The sequence below is a fragment of the Fibrisoma montanum genome, assembly GCF_003583365.1.
Lineage (GTDB): Bacteria > Bacteroidota > Bacteroidia > Cytophagales > Spirosomataceae > Fibrisoma > Fibrisoma montanum.
This window is the reverse complement of sequence record NZ_QXED01000010.1, coordinates 200,031-219,147: the sequence shown is the minus strand read 5'-3', so window position 1 is coordinate 219,147 and position 19,117 is coordinate 200,031. Positions and strand designations below refer to the sequence as shown.

At 54.8% G+C, this 19,117-nt stretch carries 19 protein-coding genes; 5 read left to right on the top strand and 14 right to left on the bottom strand.

Features of this window, described 5'->3' with window-relative positions:
* Positions 1–6 precede the first annotated feature (6 nt).
* The 8 genes from DYU11_RS27840 to hemA form a co-directional block, all read right to left on the bottom strand.
* Complete coding sequence (locus DYU11_RS27840) at positions 7–498, bottom strand: NADH-quinone oxidoreductase subunit C (RefSeq protein ID WP_119671009.1); 492 nt, start codon at positions 496–498, stop codon at positions 7–9.
* An 81-nt stretch (positions 499–579) separates the two neighbouring features.
* Positions 580–1,116 carry an NADH-quinone oxidoreductase subunit B gene (locus DYU11_RS27835; protein ID WP_119671008.1) on the bottom strand — a complete coding sequence of 179 codons (537 nt, stop codon included), beginning with the start codon at positions 1,114–1,116 and terminating at the stop codon, positions 580–582.
* A gap of 31 nt (positions 1,117–1,147) precedes the next feature.
* The gene (locus DYU11_RS27830; RefSeq protein WP_119671007.1) at positions 1,148–1,702 is read right to left on the bottom strand and encodes a hypothetical protein; all 555 of its coding nucleotides are present in this window, start codon (positions 1,700–1,702) and stop codon (positions 1,148–1,150) included.
* The gene (locus DYU11_RS27825; protein ID WP_119671006.1) at positions 1,699–2,175 is read right to left on the bottom strand and encodes an NADH-quinone oxidoreductase subunit A; all 477 of its coding nucleotides are present in this window, start codon (positions 2,173–2,175) and stop codon (positions 1,699–1,701) included. Before DYU11_RS27825 ends, DYU11_RS27830 begins: the two co-directional genes overlap by 4 nt.
* A gap of 43 nt (positions 2,176–2,218) precedes the next feature.
* Entirely contained in the window at positions 2,219–2,827 is a 609-nt protein-coding gene (locus DYU11_RS27820) for a porin family protein (RefSeq protein ID WP_119671005.1), read from the bottom strand.
* 84 nt (positions 2,828–2,911) lie between these two features.
* Entirely contained in the window at positions 2,912–3,472 is a 561-nt protein-coding gene (locus DYU11_RS27815) for a YqgE/AlgH family protein (protein WP_119671004.1), read from the bottom strand.
* Positions 3,473–3,616: 144 nt separating this feature from the next.
* A complete protein-coding gene (locus DYU11_RS27810) occupies positions 3,617–4,210 on the bottom strand; it encodes a DUF4230 domain-containing protein (protein ID WP_119671003.1) in 594 nt (197 codons plus the stop codon).
* Between the two features lie 139 nt (positions 4,211–4,349).
* Positions 4,350–5,639: a glutamyl-tRNA reductase gene (hemA, locus tag DYU11_RS27805; RefSeq protein ID WP_119671039.1), complete on the bottom strand. Its 1,290-nt coding sequence runs from the start codon at positions 5,637–5,639 to the stop codon at positions 4,350–4,352.
* 326 nt (positions 5,640–5,965) lie between these two features.
* Here hemA and DYU11_RS27800 point away from each other — a divergent pair, with 326 nt between their 5' ends.
* Entirely contained in the window at positions 5,966–7,204 is a 1,239-nt protein-coding gene (locus DYU11_RS27800) for a sensor histidine kinase (RefSeq protein ID WP_119671002.1), read from the top strand.
* Between the two features lie 5 nt (positions 7,205–7,209).
* Here DYU11_RS27800 and DYU11_RS27795 read toward each other — a convergent pair whose 3' ends face one another.
* Entirely contained in the window at positions 7,210–7,758 is a 549-nt protein-coding gene (locus DYU11_RS27795; RefSeq protein WP_119671001.1) for a hypothetical protein, read from the bottom strand.
* A 39-nt stretch (positions 7,759–7,797) separates the two neighbouring features.
* On the opposite strand from DYU11_RS27795, the gene DYU11_RS27790 reads away from it, so the two are divergent.
* Positions 7,798–8,874, top strand: coding sequence for an acyl transferase (locus tag DYU11_RS27790; protein WP_119671000.1), 1,077 nt, complete (start codon positions 7,798–7,800; stop codon positions 8,872–8,874).
* A gap of 150 nt (positions 8,875–9,024) precedes the next feature.
* On the opposite strand, the gene DYU11_RS27785 is transcribed toward DYU11_RS27790, so the two are convergent.
* Positions 9,025–10,176, bottom strand: coding sequence for a sigma-54-dependent transcriptional regulator (locus DYU11_RS27785; protein ID WP_119670999.1), 1,152 nt, complete (start codon positions 10,174–10,176; stop codon positions 9,025–9,027).
* Between the two features lie 520 nt (positions 10,177–10,696).
* Between DYU11_RS27785 and DYU11_RS27780 the strand changes: the two genes are divergently transcribed.
* The 3 genes from DYU11_RS27780 (at position 10,697) to DYU11_RS27770 (ending at position 17,064) form a co-directional block, all read left to right on the top strand.
* Entirely contained in the window at positions 10,697–13,924 is a 3,228-nt protein-coding gene (locus DYU11_RS27780) for a SusC/RagA family TonB-linked outer membrane protein (protein WP_119670998.1), read from the top strand.
* Between the two features lie 53 nt (positions 13,925–13,977).
* Positions 13,978–15,510 (top strand): SusD/RagB family nutrient-binding outer membrane lipoprotein, encoded by a 1,533-nt coding sequence (locus DYU11_RS27775; protein ID WP_119670997.1) that lies wholly within the window; start codon positions 13,978–13,980, stop codon positions 15,508–15,510.
* 135 nt (positions 15,511–15,645) lie between these two features.
* The gene (locus tag DYU11_RS27770) at positions 15,646–17,064 is read left to right on the top strand and encodes a vanadium-dependent haloperoxidase (RefSeq protein ID WP_229366084.1); all 1,419 of its coding nucleotides are present in this window, start codon (positions 15,646–15,648) and stop codon (positions 17,062–17,064) included.
* Positions 17,065–17,104: 40 nt separating this feature from the next.
* Here DYU11_RS27770 and DYU11_RS27765 read toward each other — a convergent pair whose 3' ends face one another.
* The 4 genes from DYU11_RS27765 to DYU11_RS27750 form a co-directional block, all read right to left on the bottom strand.
* The gene (locus DYU11_RS27765) at positions 17,105–17,326 is read right to left on the bottom strand and encodes a hypothetical protein (protein ID WP_147368054.1); all 222 of its coding nucleotides are present in this window, start codon (positions 17,324–17,326) and stop codon (positions 17,105–17,107) included.
* An 80-nt stretch (positions 17,327–17,406) separates the two neighbouring features.
* Positions 17,407–17,826: a hypothetical protein gene (locus tag DYU11_RS33530; protein ID WP_199736808.1), complete on the bottom strand. Its 420-nt coding sequence runs from the start codon at positions 17,824–17,826 to the stop codon at positions 17,407–17,409.
* Positions 17,827–17,829: 3 nt separating this feature from the next.
* Positions 17,830–18,162 carry a hypothetical protein gene (locus tag DYU11_RS27755; RefSeq protein WP_119670995.1) on the bottom strand — a complete coding sequence of 111 codons (333 nt, stop codon included), beginning with the start codon at positions 18,160–18,162 and terminating at the stop codon, positions 17,830–17,832.
* Between the two features lie 122 nt (positions 18,163–18,284).
* Complete coding sequence (locus DYU11_RS27750; RefSeq protein WP_119670994.1) at positions 18,285–18,917, bottom strand: RNA polymerase sigma factor; 633 nt, start codon at positions 18,915–18,917, stop codon at positions 18,285–18,287.
* Positions 18,918–19,117: the final 200 nt, after the last annotated feature.

The following is a 19,117-nucleotide window of genomic DNA, read 5'->3' as shown; positions in this document are numbered from 1 at the left end:
AACAGGTTACTGATTGCGGATGCCGTGGTATTGGTCGATTTCCTGATAATCCGAACGGAGCGGATGCCCAACCCAGTCGGTAGGGAGCAGAATCCGGCGCAGGTCGGGGTGCCCCTCGAAGCGGATGCCAACCAGATCGAAGGCCTCGCGTTCGTGCCAGTCGGCGGTGCGCCAGATCGATGTCACGCTCGGTACACCCGGCAGCGGTTCATCCGGCTGATTCCGGGCAACCGTGACGTAGAGGGCCAGGTTATGCTCGTACGGAATTGACGTGAGGGTATAGATAACGTCCATCGTGCCGGCTGAGGTCCCGTTGTCAATGGCTGTAATGCACGCCAGCAGGTCGAAAAACAACCGATTGTCGTCGCGTAGGAACCGACAGACCTCTACTAATCGATCCGCCGGGACGACCAGATACGGCTGTGGGTTCTGCGTATTCGCCCGAAAGATGGAGCCGAATTGATCTTCGAGCAGAGTTTGAATGTCTGTGAACGTCATGCGTTAGTCAAACGGTTGGTGTCGGGGTTGCTACGAGTGTCGGCTATGCCCAGTAGCCGGCCCTGGTAAGGACAAGCAGAATTAAGCCTTTCTGCGTTCTTCTGCGGGTAGCGACGGCGTTGGTTTGTCACCCGTCAGCGGATGTTCGGCCCGAATTTTTTCCTGTAGTTTCAGAAAGCCGTCGATCAGCGCTTCGGGTCGGGGTGGGCAACCGGGTACGTACACATCAACGGGAATGATCTTGTCGACGCCTTTTACTACATGGTAGCCATGCTGCCAGTACGGCCCACCGCAGTTGGCGCACGAGCCCATCGAGATCACGTAGCGCGGCTCCGACATCTGCTCATACAGCCGCCGGATCCGGTCGGCCATTTTGTAGGTTACCGTTCCCGATACGATCATAATATCCGACTGCCGGGGCGAGGGACGCGGAAAGATACCAAAGCGCTCAAGGTCGTAGTTAGACGCCATGGCACCCATCATCTCGATGGCGCAGCAGGCCAGACCGAACGTCAGCGGCCACAGGGATGAGGACCGCGACCAGTTCAGCAACTCTTCCGAGGTGATAAAAAATACGCTGGCTTCGCCGGATTTATTTGATGGACTGGATGGGTTCATAAGTACTGTGACTACGTAACGAACAAACGTTTCAGGGCTGTGGGTAGTTCAGCTGTTCCTGCCGGAACCGGTACGTATAGGTCAGGAGCTGTCGGCGCAGGGTTTCGGTCGGATCGGCCTGGTCGCGTTTCGGGGGGCGGATAACCCGCCGACCGCCGTTGCTGATGGCGTGACCCAGCAACGCCCCGGTTGCGGCCCCGCCCCCTATGCCCATCGCCAGGTTAAGACCGTAGAGTACCGAGCTGCGAAACGGGCTTTTTCGGGCCGATCGAACCACCACCAGCCCCGTCAGCAAGCCACCCGCAATGGCTCCCTGGAGAGTGAACCGGTGATTATTGGCCCGTTTCAGTACAATCTTTCTGACTAATTCCAGGGGAACGCGGCCGCCCGAGCGCCAATGCCATGAACCATCGGGTGCGCTGCCTATCAGCAAATCCGTTGCATCGACATCATCCAGCACACCCTGAAACCGGTCGCCGTTCTGCATAACCACCCGGACCAGATACACGTCTACGTCCGACGACTGCGCCATCGTCAGGGAGCCTGTCAGCAGCAACAGTAGCGTCGGAAGTGCGGGGCTGATCAAGGCTTTGAGTGACTGTACTTGTCGTTGACCCGCTGGTACAGATCCGCTGGTACGTTCGTATCGACCCGTGGAATTTTGGGCTGCGGTTTTACCCAGTCGAGGTACCCCTTGGCCCAGACGTACGCCAGTCCCAAACCGAGAATACCCACAAACAGGAAGGCTTCGGTCAGTGCAAACCAGCCCCAGGAGCCGTTGGTTTCGTTAATCAGCCGGACCTGGCCAAATACGGTAGCCCATGGAAACAGGAAAACCAGTTCGACATCGAAGAGAACAAACACCAGCGCCACTACGTAGTACCGGATATTGAACTGGATGTTAGCATTGCCGACCGGCTCCTCGCCCGACTCATAGGTACTGTTCTTCTCCTCATTCGGGCGGTTGGGCCGGAGCAATCGCGCCACAAACAGCACAATGCCGATGAACGCAAAGGCGGCCAGAATAAACAGCAGAATGATGCCGAAGTCGGTGAGCATATTCAGTGAATGACTAATGAGCGATGACCAGACACCCCTCTTCTTATTTCTTCTTTTCTTTAGGATACAGGTTGTACACGATACCTACCTGCAGCGTTCGGTTTTTGTAGATCGCTAGTGGCTCGGGCGATACGTTGTTAAGACCGTACACATACCGGACGTGAAGACTGAACTTGTCCAGAAAATCAAGGAAATCGTAGTGAGCCCCCACGGCAATACCCAAATCAGTGCGGTTGCCGGGGCCGTTGGTCTGGCCGGCGTTGAGGGCGTAGCTGAATTCAGGACCTGCCTGCAGCGTAATGCCTTCGGTCGGGATATAGCCGAACAGGACCGGGACGCTGGCGTATATGTACCGGTTCCGGATGGTTTCGCGACGGCCCAGCCGTTCGATCTGGAAACTACCCCCTTTGCTCGAAAAAAGCAGTTCCGGCTGCAGCACAAACCGCTGAATCCGGTAGCGATACATGACGCCCAGATGCGGGTCCAGCGTTCGTTTAGGAACGTACGGACTGATCCCCGAAACGGCCAGTTGCGTCAGCGTTGGCCCCGCTTTAAAACCAAAATGGCCACCTCGGGGATTATTGCTCTGCGCTCGGGTCAGCAGGGGAAAAACAAGGAGAAAACTAAAAAGGAGTAGTCGGTTGCTGCGCATAATCGAATGTCAGAATGGGAATAACCTTCCCATAACGCTTGGTTAGCCGACAAAATTGGTTAAAAAAAGTTAAAGGTAATCGCGTTAATTTAAGCGCGGGTCTACGGGGTAGTTGGCAATGGCTTTGTATTCGCCCCCCATGCGCTTCAGTACGCCCCGCCAGAACTGGTCGGAGGGGGTGTCGAATAGAAAATCGGCATCGGTGCGGGTCACGATCCACGCTTTCTGCTCCAGTTCGTCTTCCAGCTGCCCTTCGCTCCAGCCCGAGTAGCCGACGAAGAACCGGGCGTCGCGATCAGTGAGCGTACCCAGATTGACCGCCCGCTTGATCTCGTCGAAATCGCCACTCCAGTACAGTCCATCCATAATCCGGATCGAGTTATCGATCAGATCGGGCCGGCGATGGATGAAGTGCAGCGTATTCTGCTGAACCGGCCCCCCCACAAACAGCGGGACATCGGCGTACACATCCTCGATGACATCGCTCAGGTGCAGGTTAGTCTGCTGATTCATGACCAGACCGAATGTACCGGCTTCGCTGTGTTCGCACACCAGCACAACACTACGCTCAAAGTTGGAGTCGCCTAAAAAAGGCTCGGCAACTAACAGATTTCCGTTCGTAACAGGGGGCGTATTGGTGTTCATAAGCGTAGCATTGTCGTTTGCCTAAAAACCGGCTGTAGGAAGCCGATGTTATCAAAAAATGCCGGAAATGTGAATTCCGTTCATATAATGTTTCTGAACGGACGAACACGGTGGCTGTATTGTTCTCTGACCCGGCTGGGTTCGTCAGGGTTGGAAAACCAGCACTACCCGGCGGCCCGATACCCGTTCGAGCAGCGGTTGGAGCAGCGGCACTGCGTTCCGACGGGTTTGTTCCAGGATGTTGGAACGCAGCGCCGATTGCCGGATTTGCTGCTCGGCCTGGCGATACGCGTCACTGACCAGCTGCGACTCATCCAGAAATGCAAACCGGGTATCATACACCCGGGACCGATCATGGTTGACCTTCCAGCCGCACAGTTCAGGACGGGGTAAATTCACGATAACGGAGTCGCCCCCGATGCGAATATCATCGGGTTTGATCCTTGTCAGGTCAAGGCAGCCGGTTGCTTCACCTTCGACGATCAGGACCGCGCTCGAATTAGGCCAGAAGGTCTTGAGCTGCTCATGCTCGACAATGTCCCGAAAGGTGTACTTGACCAGTTCGAGCCGCCCCAGTGACGTGATTTCCTTAATAATAACGCTCTGGGCCGCCGAATCAGTACGTCGGAAGCGGCTCAGGTAATCGCTGGTACGGATCTGCTCCCACAGCGCAACCAGACCGACGGCAAAAATGGCCAGCAGAAAAACGCGAAGGAGGGCATTGATGAGTCGGGACATTCGTTTGAGCCAGGTAACGCTGATATAACGAATTTGACCGGCTTTTTTGTCCGAAACGCGGGGTCTTTTTTGGCAGGCCGCCTATAAAGCACAAGCCCCAGGTCAGCACTGACCTGGGGCTTGTTGAAAACTGTATAGTTTAGTACGAGCGCTTATGGTCCGGATCGGCAGCGGGCTGGCGTTCCAGATCGAACAGATCGTTCAGGACGTCGATCAGGGTTTCGGCTTCACCGCGTTTGCAGGCGGCCTTCAGTTGCAGCACCGGGAGTTTGATGATTTTCTGCATAATGCCCCGCGTAATCTTGTCGATCTTTTCCGACTCTTCGGTGGTCAGGTGCTTCATGTGGCGGGCAATTTCGTCCCGGCGAATCTGCTCCAGCGCATTTTTGAGCTTATTGATCGTCGGCGAAACGAGCATTTCCTTCGACCAGTCGCCGAACTCAAGCAGTGACTGCGTAATGATCGCTTCGACCTGCGGAATTGCCGCCAGCCGCTGGTTCAGGGCTTCGTCGGCGCGGTTCCGGATGTGATCGATGTTATAGACCAGCACGCCCGGGATCTGCTCAACGGCCGCATCAACGCTACGTGGCACCGACAGATCAATGAAATATTTGTAAGTCAGTACGTTCAGGTCGTGCAGCAACGCAGGCGTGATAAGCGGCTCGTCGCGCATCACCGACGAAATGATCACGTCGGCTTTCCGGATTTCATCGGTCAGGTTGTCGAAGTTCGCAACCCGGAAACCGTACTCAGCCGCCATACCCTCCGCCTTGGCGTAGGTACGATTGCAGAGCGTAATATTCTTCAGGTTATGATCGGCCAGGTTCTTGCACACGTCCGTGCCAATCTCGCCCAGACCGATAACCAGTACGTTTGGATTCTGGTGGGTACCCACCAGTTCCTCGATCAGCTCAACGGCTGCGTAGGAAACCGAAGCGGCTCCGTCGCGGAACGACGTTTCCTGAGCTACGCGTTTATTGGTAAAGAAGATCGTGTGCATCAGCCGGTGCAGAAACGGCCCGGCCATATCCAGATCCGCCGACCACTGGTAGGCCTGCTTCACCTGGTTCGGAATCTGCATGTCGCCAACCACCTGCGAGTGCAGCCCGACACACACCTCAAATAAGTGCCGAACCGCGTCATCGTGGGCGCTGAACAACTGAAAGTAAGGCAGGTACTGGTCGGTGTCGGTGAGTCCCTTCTCGATCAGCAGCAGCCGGACAATATCGGTGTTCAGGTCCTGGTCAAACGCGTAATAAACTTCCGTACGGTTACAGGTGGAAATAACGAGAAGATCGGACAACCCGAAAAAGTCGCGCAGCCGAAGCATTAATCGCTTGGCTTCCTCTTCGTTCAATGCAATTAGCTCCCGCACGCGGAGAGGTGCCGTCTTGTGGGATAAGCTAATTGATTTAAAAGTGTCTAACATACTTTCAACTGACGCTAAGTTACCTTTAGCCAGCACAAAATTACTGCACAATCGCTGGACGTGAAACGTTCTGTCTAATCGGTTTGGTTATTTAGAAGGTGTATAAATAACAAACCACTTTCTTACTTATGTTCTATTACAAACAGAACACATCAGATGGGCTGTGCGTTCTGAAATGCACCATGAAGTACGTTTTTTCGTTATCAATTGCCTAGTTATTTCGTTATCAACCGTATAGATTGTCAGTTGAAACAAACAAGCCGCCCGATGAAGTGTTCTGAACCGACATTGGGGTGGCCGCGACGAGCTAGTGTGCACAACGTCTTATGCTTAAGTCATTTGATATATACAGCCAGAACAACGTTCTGAAAATCATCGTTGCGCTGAATATGCTGCTGGTCGGAACGGCAACGCTGCTGTACACCAACCGGCTCATTAACCGGCTGGAGGAACGCGAAGAGCGGTACGTCCAGCTACAAGCCAAAGCTATATCCTATCTCGTCGATCCGTCTCATAATAACTCGGGTGACATAACATTCGTTACGAACGAGATCCTAGCAGTTAATCATTCAGTACCTGCCATTTACGTAGATCCCGACGGTAATATTTCCAGCCGGCGGAATGTTGACCTGCCGCCGGGTACATTTGAGGAACAGCAACAATTTTTGCGCCGTGAGATAGCTGAAATGCGAGAAAGCCATGTTCCGATCGTCGTTGAGATTGGCGATGGTCGGCGAGGCCTTGTGTATTACACCAACTCATCGTTGCTGCGGCAACTGAAGTACTTTCCATACGTATTGCTGATTATTCTTGGCGTGCTTGGCGTATTAGCTTATCTGGCGTTCAGCTCGTCGCGGAGAGCGGAGCAGAACCGCGTCTGGGTGGGACTGGCCAAGGAAACGGCGCACCAGCTCGGTACGCCCATGTCGTCGCTGATGGCCTGGGTCGAGTACATGCGCGCGGATCCACAGCAGTACGACGAGAGCATTACCGACGAACTGGAAAAGGACGTCCGGCGGCTGGAAACCATTACGGCCCGTTTCTCCAGCATCGGGTCTATTCCTACCCTGAAGGAAGAAAACCTCAGCGAGGTGGTATTCCAGTTTACGGATTACCTGGCCAAACGTATCTCAACCAAGGTGAACATGACCGTGACCAGTCAGTTGCCGGCCGGACAGACCGCAAAGATCAACAAACTGCTGTTTGAGTGGGTGATTGAGAACATCTGCAAGAATGCCGTCGACGCGATGGGGGGTGTTGGGGCGCTGCGAATCAATATGCTGGCGCTGCCACACCAAGAAATAGGGATCGACATTACCGATACGGGAAAAGGTATCTCAAAAGCGAACATGCAGAAAGTGTTCTCGCCCGGCTTCAGCACGAAGAAGCGGGGCTGGGGACTGGGCCTGACGCTGGCCAAACGGATTGTGGAAGAATACCACAACGGCAAGCTGTTCGTCAAACACTCGGAGGTGGGCAAAGGCACTACGTTCCGAATCGTATTGAAAACCGAACAAACAGCGAAAGCTGTGCAACCACAGCTTTCGACGGTAGAAAAAACGTAGAACGCTTATTGCTCCAGCAGCGGAACGCTGACGGTGTCCGTTTCGATTTCGTTGCTGACATTGAGCGCCCGGTCACGAATCTGAATACGGAATTTGATGGGGTATTTTCTGGAAAATGGGGTGTAGAAATAGATCTGGCGAAATTCCAGTGTACCTTCAATCGGGCCTTTCTGTCCTTCGCGGGTTAGACGCGGAAAAACCAGAAAATTGTTTTCGGTAAGCTGGACTTCCTCTTCCTGCCCTCTGACCACCTTAAACGTACGAATCCGGTAATTGCCCCAGCCGCCATTCCGCAGATAACGATTCTGCGTGGCACTATCAAGCGGAATGTTATCGCCGAGGTCACCGTCACCGTCCTTAAACCCGATGGTCACAATAAGCGAGTCGCGGGGAGCCTGACCGATACCCGTTCCACCCGGAATAAAAAATGGCGGATCAATACCTTTAAACTCAATTTCAGGGGAGTTCGGAAAGTCCGGCTCGTTGAAGCAGGCCGTCAGCGATAAGGCTAACCCAATTATGAAGAGGCCCTGGTGAATTTGTCGCCGTTGCATACTGTTGTATCGGTAACGCAATAAAAAGCTGTTTTACAATTGTCTGATTCTCTGTTTCTCTCCGCCGAAGCAGCTGCCCAGCGGCAAACGCTTCGGACGCGTATTCTGCACACCACCGCGACCGACTTTGATTCGCTGGCTCTGGCCGTGTTTCGATACCAGGCGGCTCATAATCCGGTCTATGCCGCGTATCTGCGCCACCTGCGCGTTCAGCCCGGGCAAGTGACGGCCCTGTCGCGGATACCGTTTATGCCCATCGGCTTTTTCAAGCGCCATACCGTATTGACCGGTTTCGAAACGCCACCCGATACGGCCTTGATCTTCGCCAGCAGTGGCACGACCGGTGCGCAGACCAGTCGGCACTACGTTCCTGATGCGGCTCTGTACGATGCGGTCAGCACCCGCATTTTTGAGCAAACATACGGCCCGCTCACCAACTTTCACTTATTAGCTCTGCTGCCGTCTTACCTTGAACGAAATAACTCGTCGCTGGTGTATATGGTTCAGCAATTTATGGCCAAAACGGGTTCCGGGCAATCGGGATTTTATCTCCATAACGTGGGAGAGTTAACCGAGCGGCTGCACCAGTTACGGACGTCGTCTGATGGGCGTAAGGTGCTGCTGATCGGTGTTACGTTTGCGCTGCTCGACTGGGCCGAATCAACTGCCGCCGTTTCGTTGCCGACCGATGTAGTCGAAAAACTGGTAGTGATGGAAACAGGCGGGATGAAAGGACGCCGACAGGAACTCCTCCGCGAGGAAGTCCATCAGATTTTGACCGGTCGGCTGGGCGTTCCGGCTGTCCACTCAGAATACGGTATGACCGAACTGTTGTCGCAGGCCTATTCGAAAGGGGAGGGGGTTTTTGAGCCGAGTGCTACGTTGCGGGTGCTGCTACGCGACATCAATGATCCGTTCCATCTGTTTGAGCCTGGTCAGGCCGCACGACAAACCCAGACGGGCGGCATCAACGTCATCGATCTGGCCAACCTGGATTCCTGCTCGTTCATCGAAACCCAGGACCTGGGCCAGTACGTCGGCACGGAAGGCACCTTCCGCGTGATCGGCCGCTTCGACAACTCCGATATCAGGGGATGTAATTTGCTGGTGGTATAAATGAGGGGAGGAAAGGGAGGAGGGGGAAGGAAGGGGTAAAGGGAGGAAAGGAGTAAAGGAGGAGGGGAGGAAGGGATAGCATACGTAACAATCCTTTCCACCCCCTTCTTCCTTTCCTCCCCTTCCTCCCTTTCCTCCTTTCTCCCCCTATTAAGCATACAACTTCACATCATCGACCGTGATGACGTCGCCACACATGATTACCAGGCGTTCGACGACGTTGCGTAGCTCGCGGACGTTACCCGTCCAGGGCAGCGATTGCAGGTAAGCCATACCGGCGGAGTCAATGTCTTTGGCCGGGGAGCCATATTCGTTCGCGATGTCCTGCAGGAATTTGTCGGCCAGCAGCGGAATGTCGGAGCGACGCTCAGCCAACGCCGGCACGTGAATGGGAATAACACTCAGGCGGTGGAACAGGTCTTCGCGGAAGTTGCCGTTGACAATCTCCTGGCGCAGGTCTTTGTTCGTAGCCGCAATCACCCGGACGTTGACCTTAATTTCCTTGTCGCCCCCAACCCGCGTGATTTTACTTTCCTGCAAGGCCCGCAGCACCTTGGCCTGAGCCGACAGGCTCATGTCGCCGATCTCGTCGAGGAACAGCGTACCGCCGTCGGCCTGTTCGAATTTGCCCACCCGCCGGGCATGGGCACCCGTGAATGCCCCTTTCTCGTGACCAAACAGTTCGCTTTCGATCAGCTCGCCGGGAATGGCCGCGCAGTTTACTTCGATCAGGGGCATGGTGGCCCGGTTGCCTTTTTCGTGAATCTGCTTGGCAACCATCTCCTTACCGGAGCCGTTCGGGCCGGTGATCAGTACGCGGGCTTCGGTAGCGGCCACCCGGTTGATGGTTTCCTTAACCTTGCGAATCGGCTCAGAATCACCAACAATCTCGTTGAGCTTGTAGATACGCCGTTTGAGGGTCTTGGTTTCCTGCACCAGTTTCGACCGCTCGATGGCGTTGCGGACCGTAACGAGCAGGCGGTTCAGATCGGGCGGCTTGGTGATGAAGTCAAAAGCACCGCGTTTGGTGGCTTCGACGGCGTTCTCTACGTTGCCGAAAGCTGAGATCATCACAAACTGGGTTCCTTTTTCGGCCTGACTGGATTTGAGCAGCAGTTCGAGGCCGTCCATTTTGGGCATTTTGATGTCGCAGAGCGCAACATCGTAGCTGGACTTAAGAATCATGTCCAGGCCTTCTTCGCCATCTTTAGCTTCGTCGACTTCGTAGCCTTCATACTCTAAAATGTCGCGGAGGGCAGCCCGGATACTCTTCTCGTCGTCAACGATTATTAGTTTGGCCATAGATACAAACGGTGGCGCGGTTATGGGTTCTGAAGATTGCAGTGGAAAGTAAAGAGAAAGGTTTTCTCGACACAAGCACAATCTACATTTTTTGTTCGCAACAGAACCTGGATGATACCATGCATTACATTCTTAAATAAGAGGCTGGTCCGGCCGGAACAAGGTGGTTCGGCACCTCATATATACGGACCGGATGACCATCAGGATTGCCAAAACAGTACAAAAATGTTTAGAAATCCGAATTAGCCGCTTACAAAATCCGAGTTAGTTGAGCCTTTTTTGACATAACTGACTACTATACACTCACGACGTACAAAGGAGGACCGGTAGAGAATAAGTGCTCGTTTTAAAATATAGATCATTGACTGTCAGGGGTATTTCTAAATTATTTTATAAAATATTCGCTAAAAGATTTAACAATCTTGATGTGATTTTACAGTAAATTTTAAGTAGGTTTGATTTCTGGTAAAAAAAACAGATAAAATTGCCTTATTTGATTAATTCTTCATGTTCCAAACCCATGATGCAACACTACTTTATTTCAAAACAAGGCCGTGTACTGACCCTGTTGCTCTGGGCAGTGCTGGCATTGTCGGCAACGAGCTACGCTCAGGACCGGCGCGTGACCGGACGCGTTGTGTCGAGTGCCGATCAGCAGGCGATTCCGGGTGTTAACATCCTGCTTAAAAACACCCAAACCGGTACCACTACCGATGCCTCCGGTAACTTTACCCTGAATGTCCCGGCGAATGCAACCCTAATCTTCAGCGCCATTGGTTTCGTTGGGCAGGAGGTGGAAGTGGGTAACCGGGCCACGCTTACCGTAACCTTACAACAATCTGAACAAGCCCTGAGCGAAGTCGTCGTGACGGCCCTGGGTATCAAGAAAGAAGCCAAAACCCTGGGGTATGCCACGGCTACGGTCAATCCCGAACAGATTACGACCAACCGGACGGTGAACTTCGTTAATGCCCTGCAGGGGAAAATTGCCGGGGTAAACATCTCCAGTCTGGGTACGGGAGCCGCCGGTACCAGTAAAATCCGGATTCGGGGGCAGTCGTCGTTCTCGGGGCAGAACAACCCGCTCATTGTCGTCAATGGCGTACCCATCGACAACACGAACTTTGGCCAGAACAACGGGAACACGGGGGGCGACAATTCCATTGGTAACCGCGACCGGAACTACTCCGACGGGGGCGATGGTCTGTCGTCGATCAACCCCGACGATATTGAGCAGATGACCGTTCTGAAAGGCGGTACGGCCGCGGCCCTGTACGGATCACGCGCGAAGGACGGTGCTATCCTGATTACGACGCGGACCCGGGCCGCCGGGCAGGGGATCGGGGTGATCTACAATACAAACTTCACGACCGATCAGCCGCTGGATTTCACCGATTTTCAGTATGAATACGGGCAGGGCGAGTACGGCGTTCGGCCTACCGCTCCTAACCCGACTTCGGGCGTGTGGAGTTTTGGTGAGCGGTTCGCCGGACAGACGCAGGTGCTCTTTGGCGGGGTAACGGTGCCGTACCAGCCCGTTTATGACCGGATTCGTAAATTCTACCGGACCGGGTCAACCTGGACCAACTCCGTATCGGTTTCGTCGGGTGGGGAGAAGGGCGGTTTTAATCTGTCGGTGTCCAATACCGATAACAAAGGCATTACCCGCAACAACACCTACAACCGGAAAACGATCAACCTCGGTTTCAGCTACAACCTGTCGCCAAAACTGAGCGTGACGGGGTCTATGAACTACTCGAACGAGTACAACAAAAACCCGCCCCAGATTGCGCAGCAGGACAACAGTACGCCCACGGTAATTTATACCCTGGCAAACTCTATGCCGCTCGACCTGCTGGAAGCCAATCAGATCAACCCCGCTACCGGCAACGAGTTCGTGTACTCGCGGTTCATGAACCGTACCAATCCTTACTTTGTCCTGAACAACAAGTTCGAAAACATCCGCCGGGACCGCCTGTTCGGCAACCTGACGGCGCGGTATAATTTCACGGATTGGCTGTACCTGCAAGGCCGCGTTGGTCAGGACTTCTGGTCGCGGGATCAGGACTATAACTTCCCGACTGGTCAGGCGTCGCTGGCAGCAGCTCCGGCCGGTTTCGTCAACGGGGCTTACGTTCAGGAGGCTCGTCGGTTCCGTGAGATCAACGCTGACTTCCTGATTGGTGCCAACCGCCAGTTCGGTAAGTTCGGGGTTAACATCAACGCCGGCGGTAACCAACTATATCGGCGGAGCGACCTGAACAGCGTGCAAGTGACGGACTTCATCGTGCGGGATCTGTACGTCCCCCAGAACGGCCGGGTGAAAGATCCTACTTTTGGCCTGAGCGAACGGAAGGTGAACTCCCTGTATGCAGCCGCCGAATTTTCGTACAACGACTACCTGTACATCAACGCCACGGCCCGTAACGACTGGTTCTCAACCCTGGCACCGGGCAACCGCAGCATCCTATACCCTTCAGTCACGGGTAGCTTCGTGTTTTCGCAGGCGTTCAACACCCTGCCGGCCTGGGTAAACTTTGGTAAGCTTCGCGCGGCTTATGCTGAGGTAGGTAGCGACGGCGACGTAGCTCCGTATTCGAACAACCTGTTCTACGCCGTAGCGGCCAACCTGTTCCCGAACCCCGCCGGGCAGGGACAACCCGTTGGTTTCATTACGTCGAACACCGTGCCGAGTGCTACACTGAAACCGAGCCGTACGGCCGAAGCAGAAGTAGGTCTGGAGTTGAAGCTGTTTAATAACCGGTTCGGCGTTGACCTGACGTATTACAACAAGATTACGAGCGACCAGATCGTAGCAGCCCAGTCGTCGGACGCATCGGGTTACACCAATACGTTGATTAACAGCGGTCAGAGCCGTAACCGGGGTGTTGAATTGTTGTTAAGCTTTGCCCCCGTCCGGACCAAAGATTTCTCCTGGGACGTAACGTTCAACGGTTCATATAACGAAACCAAGCTGCTGAAGCTCCTGACCGACGACGACGGATCGCCGGAGAAGGATTATAACAAAGACGGTCAGCCGGAGCAGATCATCGTTGGTAACGGCATATTCATCGGCGACCTTCGCCAGGTGGTGGGTCAGCCGCTGGGTCAGCTATACAGCTTCGGATACGCACGCGATGCCCAGGGCCGGATTATTCACGGCAACGACGGCTTGCCTAACCGTACGGCAACGCCGATTTCATTCGGATCGGCCCTGCCGAAATACGTTGGTGGTATTACCAACAGCTTCAACTACCGCGGTATCAGCTTGTCGTTCCTGATTGACTTCAAACTGGGGGGTAAGATGCTGTCGGGCACGAACCTGAACCTGTTCCGCCACGGTCTTCAGAAGGAAACGCTGGTTGGCCGGGGCGATCCGGACAACCGCATGGTGGGCGTTGGCGTGAACGAGCGAGGTGAACCAAATGCTGTTCGTGCTACCGTACAGGACTACTATTCGGTAGGTCGTTCGAAAAGCCTGGGTGAGCAGGTGGTGTATGATGCCGGTTTCTGGAAGCTGCGTCAGGTTACGCTTGGCTACGACTTTACCAAGTTCCTGCCTAAATCCCTGTTCATTAAGGGCGTGCGGCTGAACGCTGTGGCAAACAACGTAGCCATCCTGAAAAAGTGGGTGCCCAATATCGATCCTGAGTCATTCGGCTTTAGCTCCGACAACCTGGTTGGTCTGGAGTCGACGGGTTTGCCGACCACGCGCAGCATTGGATTCAACCTGAACGTACGATTCTAAAAAAAACCTGTTGGCAAACAACCGCCTACAGGTAGTCAAACGAACCATAGTTTATGAAAAAAATACTGTTAACACTATCGACGGCCGCGCTGCTTCTCAGCGCGAGTAGCTGCGAAAACGGGTTTGATGAGCTAAACGTTAACCCAACGGCTGCTACGGCGCTAAACCCGGTGTTTACGTTTAACAATTCCCTGATCAACACTACGTTCCCGGGGTCGACGCTGGTCTTTGAGCATCCGATTGTCCAGCAGATGTTTTCGCCTAACTCGGGCGTACTGGCCGGCGGAAACTTTAACATCGATAACCGCGGACCAACCGGACCAAATGCGGGTCTCTGGCAGCGGTACTACCGGGACGTTGTGCGTTACCTGATCGATGTACAGAACCAGACCAAAGCCGATCCGAACCGGTCGAACCTGTACAACATGTCCCGAATCTGGCGGTCGTATGTATCGATGGTATTGACGGATTCGTACGGTGATGTGCCGTATTCGGAGGCTGGTCTTGGCTTTATCGGCGCGAATATTTCGCCCAAATACGATACGCAGGAAAGTATCTACAACGACATCCTGAAGGAACTCACCGAAGCCACGGCCGCGCTGGATGACAAGAAGGCGACCGAAGCCGGTGAAGTACTCTATGGTGGCAACATCATCAAGTGGCGACGCCTGGGGTATTCCCTGATGCTGCGGGCCGGTATGCGTCTGGTGAAGGTCAATCCGACCCTGGCTCAGTCGACGGTCCAAAAAGCCGTGGCGGGTGGATTGATGCAGAACAATGCCGACAACGCGGTTATCAAGAACAACGCGAACTATACCAATCCGGTAGGGGCTACCCTCAACTCGACGGAAGCCGCGAACTATTACCTGACGGCTAATTTTGTCGACTACCTGAAAACGACAAAAGACCCTCGGCTTGGGTCCATTGCCGTGCGCTACGTAGGAGCCAAGAGTGGTCCGGAGCAAACGACGGCTCGTGCCAACCGCGACCAGGCGGTGCAGATCGGCATGCCACTCGGCTTCGACAACGGTACGATTCCGGCGCAGGCTACCCGGGATGGGCTGGCGAGTTTCTACGATTATACGCAGTTGGACCGTACGCGGATGGGCAGCCAGTTTGCGCCTACGTTCTTCGTTACGTATGCCCAGACGCAGTTGCTGCTGGCCGAAGCGGCTCAGCGGGGCTGGACAACCGGTAGCCCGGCTGATTTCTACAATGCCGGTGTAACGGCGCACATGCAGCAACTGGGTGATTATGACGCCACATCATTGGTGCCGGCAGCCGCGATTACGGCTTACCTACAGGCCAATCCCTACGTTGCCGCCCGAGGGCTGGAGTTGATCAACACGCAGTACTGGATAGCATCGTTCCTCAACGGTCCGGAGGTGTTCGCCAACTTCCGCCGGAGCGGGTTCCCAGCCCTGAGGCCAAATCCGTATCCGGGCAAGGAGATCAAAGGCGATTTCATTCGTCGGTTGTCGTACCCGGACCTCGAAATTTCGGTAAACCTGGCTAAAGTGACTGAAGCTATTCAACGCCAAGGGCCGGATAACCTGGATACCCGCGTCTGGTGGGATAAACAATAGTCATACCTTTTAATCATGCGCGAGTGAAAAGCAGGTTCATATAATTTGAGCCTGCTTTTTTGCTTTTGCGTTACAACGGTTTGGGCGCAGATTGTATCTTGTTACCAAAGAACAGCGGAACTCATTAAAGGGCGTATGGCCAGGAATTTTTTTCGATGGATAGGGCAACCGGCGGGCGTCTGGTTGTGGGTACTGGGCGGTGTGTGGCTGGTGCAGGGGTGCACCTCACCGGAGCCGGACCCGGGGCCTGATTTCAAGCCGGAACCGGTGTATCCAAAGGGTCGATCTACGAATACCTACGATGCCAGGCTGGCTGTTCACTGGGCCAATATGGCCCTGCGCATTACCGCCGGAACGCCCGGCAACTCGCCGACCTACGCGTCGCGGGAATTTGGTTATCTGGGACTGGCCATGTACGAAACCACCGTCTATGGCATCGCCGACCGGCAGTCGCTGGTGGGGCAGCTGAAAGGCATCAAGCAGTTTCCGATGCCCAAAACGGATAGCGTCTACAACTGGCCGCTGGCCCTGAATGCGGCCCAGGCGGTTCTGCTTAAAAACCTGTACGAACACACGTCGGCGTTCCACAAAACCAGCATTGATTCGCTCGACATGGCGATGCGCACGGCGTATGGCGATACGCTTAAGGACAAAGCGGTTGTGGCCCGGTCCATTGCGTTCGGGCAGGCCGTAGGAGCGGCCATTTATGAGTGGTCGAAAACCGACGGGGGGCATCAGGGTTACAAAGACCCTTTTCCAATTGGGTATGTTCTGCCCACGACGCCCGGCTCATGGAGCCCACCTTTCGATGGGCAGGTGGCAATCCGGCGGGCGCTTCATCCGTACTGGGGCCGCAACCGAACCTTTGCCCCCGCAAATGGTAGCCTGGAAATGCCAACGCCGGCACCCTATTCAACCAGCCCTGGTTCCGAGTATTATAAACTATACAAAGCCGTTTACGACAAAAACCTTCGGCTGACGCAAACGGAGAAAGAAATTGCCATGTGGTGGGGCGACGATCCAAGTCAGACCTTTACGCCCCCGGGCCACTCGTACAACCTGGCTACGATCACGATACGAACTGCCGGGGCGAACCTGGCCAAAGCGGTTGAAACCTACGCCCGCGTGGGTATGGCCGTGGCCGATGCGTTCATCAACTGCTGGAAGTGTAAGTACACGTATCACAACGAGCGGCCGTCTTCGTTCATCCGGGCCAATGTGGACAAAACGTGGTCGCCATTCTGGCCGGAGCCCCCTTTCCCGGCGTTTTCGTCCGGTCATGCTACGCAGGCATCGGCAACCGCCACGGTGCTGACAGACCTTTACGGCGAAAACTTCGGGCTGGTCGACAATTCACACGTGGGCCGACCGAAGGATTTTGGTCGGAATGTGGAATATAAAGCCCGTACGTTTGCGTCGTTGTGGGAAACGGCCGAAGAATGTGCCTACTCGCGGTTCCTGGGCGGAATCCACACCCAGCAGGACAACGATACGGGCCTGAAGGAAGGTAAGGTCATCGGCGGCAACATCAACGCCCTCCAATGGAAAAAATAGCAAACGCCCGGCTGCGCAGCCGGGCGTTTGACGTATCAGTTTATTGATCTGCGTCAGCGGGTTCGCCGTCACCCACCGGCCCTGCTCCCGTATCCGACGTACCGCCGAGGGTATTGCTGTCAATATCGGCGTTGTCTTCTTCGTCGGGCAGCGGTTCCATGCCGGCCATCTGTTCGGTGGTCATACCACCGTTGAATGTCCCTTCGCCTTCGACCCGACCGCCACCGCTATCGGGGTCGCCGTCCATCATCCGTCTGTTCATGGTATTCGTTCTGGTTTTGTTTCTACTGTAACGAGACACCCGGCGCATTGTTCGCGCCCCACGAGCAAACGGAATTGCGCTCAGATGGCGGTTTCGGTTGGGTCCTGCGGGGGCTGGCCGGTTTGTTCGGGCTGAGCCCCCCGCCACTCGCGACCGTAGCGACCCCCGCCACACCGGTTGCGCCACTGCTGCCGGAGCTGTTCGCGTTCTTCGGGCGTCATGGTCTGCCAGCGTTCGGCCATTTTCTGCTTCCAGGCATACCCGCGGGGGCCGTGCCCCCTTCGCCAACCGGGCCCGTAGCCATACCCCCGAAAGCCACCGAACAGCAGGCGGCTCAAGACCAGCAAGCCAAGGGCCTGCCCAAAATTGATAGCCGACACACCCAGGATACTGGGGAGCAGCGCGTTCCAGAGGGCCATGACGGCCAGACCGGCCAGGCCGACAAAGAGTATCGCAAAGCCGAGAAACCGTAAGCCCCGGCGAATCCAGAATCGTTTCATTGCTTAGTAAATCGTTTGATAAGTACTGGTTTTGCCCGAATTCGGATAGTGAATCGACTGGCTTGTGTTCTGTTTTTCCGGTCGGGGTTCCATCCGGTGCTGTTCGTGGCGCCAGTGGTTATGCTGGCCGCGATAGCCATAGCCACCCCGTCCGAAGCCAAATCCGAATAACAACCGGGCCAGGAAGAACAGCCCCAATGCCTGAACAAAGCGCAGCCGGGGGCCATTGAACAACGAGGGCACCAGCCAGTTCCAAAGCCGCATCACTACGTACGTAGCGAGTAAAAACACCGCAATACCCAGCGCGGCCAATCCAATTCCTTTTAAAATCCACATGGGTTCGTTGGTTTAAAGAGTGAAAGAATGAAAGAGTGAATGAGCGAAAGAATGAATTATTAGTGCTATCCTGAAAGCGACATTCGGTCATACTGCTGGTTAAAATTCACTCTTTCGCTCATTCACTCATTAAATAAGTCATCGTACAGATCGCGTAGTCGTTCGCGAAGGTGCAGCACGGCGTATCGTTTTCGCGACAGCAGGGTGTTCACGGGAACGTTCCACTCAGCGGCCATCTCCTTGAAACTTTGCCCCTCCAGTTCGTGCCTGACAAATACGTCGCGCTGATCGGCGGGCAGTTCGGCAAGGGCCTCCGTGAGCGCTTCGTAAAGCGTTTCGCGAAAAAACTCGCTTTCGGGACCTGTATCGTCGGCAGCGGCCAGCCACTGACCCAGCATCGGCACCTCGCCGTCGTCGTCCGGGGCGAAGTCGGGCGCGTTGAGCGAAACAGTCTGCATCCCGTTGGGCCGGGCTTTTCGGTACCAGTCGCTAATTTTATTACGGGCCACGGCAAACAGCCATGACGCCACGCGCTCAATGGGTTTGGCGAGCTGGTACGCTTCGGTCAGCTCCACGAATACGTCCTGCAGTACGTCTTCGGCTTCGTCCGGGTCGGGCAGCCGCCGGCGAATGAACGCCAGCAGCCGTGACCGTTCGCGCCGGACCGTTTCGCCTAAAGCGGCATTCGGCGGTTCAGGAGCGGGGTTTTCGGCCGTGGAGCTGCTGAGTGTTAAGTTGATACGTAGTGCGTTCACGATTCTGCTTGCTATACAGCAGGGTAGTCGGAAGCAAAAGGAAAATATTGTAAAGAAGGTGTCGGCGGGTTGAATAAAAGGGATAAATGGAGCCGGAAAGGGGAGAGCGGTCGGGATGGAGGACGTATTTCATCGTCGGGAAAAAAGACGTATATTGCAAACCGTTTACGTAGCCGAATGTGGTGATCTTTTAACTGATT

Excerpts from the sequence above, each read along its gene's own strand:
- DYU11_RS27840 (WP_119671009.1), bottom strand. The coding sequence starts at position 498 with ATGACGTTCACAGACATTCAAACTCTGCTCGAAGATCAATTCGGCTCC.
- DYU11_RS27835 (WP_119671008.1), bottom strand. The coding sequence starts at position 1,116 with ATGAACCCATCCAGTCCATCAAATAAATCCGGCGAAGCCAGCGTATTT.
- DYU11_RS27825 (WP_119671006.1), bottom strand. The coding sequence starts at position 2,175 with ATGCTCACCGACTTCGGCATCATTCTGCTGTTTATTCTGGCCGCCTTT.
- DYU11_RS27820 (WP_119671005.1), bottom strand. The coding sequence starts at position 2,827 with ATGCGCAGCAACCGACTACTCCTTTTTAGTTTTCTCCTTGTTTTTCCC.
- DYU11_RS27815 (WP_119671004.1), bottom strand. The coding sequence starts at position 3,472 with ATGAACACCAATACGCCCCCTGTTACGAACGGAAATCTGTTAGTTGCC.
- DYU11_RS27810 (WP_119671003.1), bottom strand. The coding sequence starts at position 4,210 with ATGTCCCGACTCATCAATGCCCTCCTTCGCGTTTTTCTGCTGGCCATT.
- hemA (WP_119671039.1), bottom strand. The coding sequence starts at position 5,639 with ATGTTAGACACTTTTAAATCAATTAGCTTATCCCACAAGACGGCACCT.
- DYU11_RS27800 (WP_119671002.1), top strand. The coding sequence starts at position 5,966 with ATGCTTAAGTCATTTGATATATACAGCCAGAACAACGTTCTGAAAATC.
- DYU11_RS27795 (WP_119671001.1), bottom strand. The coding sequence starts at position 7,758 with ATGCAACGGCGACAAATTCACCAGGGCCTCTTCATAATTGGGTTAGCC.
- DYU11_RS27785 (WP_119670999.1), bottom strand. The coding sequence starts at position 10,176 with ATGGCCAAACTAATAATCGTTGACGACGAGAAGAGTATCCGGGCTGCC.
- DYU11_RS27780 (WP_119670998.1), top strand. The coding sequence starts at position 10,697 with ATGATGCAACACTACTTTATTTCAAAACAAGGCCGTGTACTGACCCTG.
- DYU11_RS27775 (WP_119670997.1), top strand. The coding sequence starts at position 13,978 with ATGAAAAAAATACTGTTAACACTATCGACGGCCGCGCTGCTTCTCAGC.
- DYU11_RS27770 (WP_229366084.1), top strand. The coding sequence starts at position 15,646 with ATGGCCAGGAATTTTTTTCGATGGATAGGGCAACCGGCGGGCGTCTGG.
- DYU11_RS27765 (WP_147368054.1), bottom strand. The coding sequence starts at position 17,326 with ATGAACAGACGGATGATGGACGGCGACCCCGATAGCGGTGGCGGTCGG.
- DYU11_RS33530 (WP_199736808.1), bottom strand. The coding sequence starts at position 17,826 with ATGAAACGATTCTGGATTCGCCGGGGCTTACGGTTTCTCGGCTTTGCG.
- DYU11_RS27755 (WP_119670995.1), bottom strand. The coding sequence starts at position 18,162 with ATGTGGATTTTAAAAGGAATTGGATTGGCCGCGCTGGGTATTGCGGTG.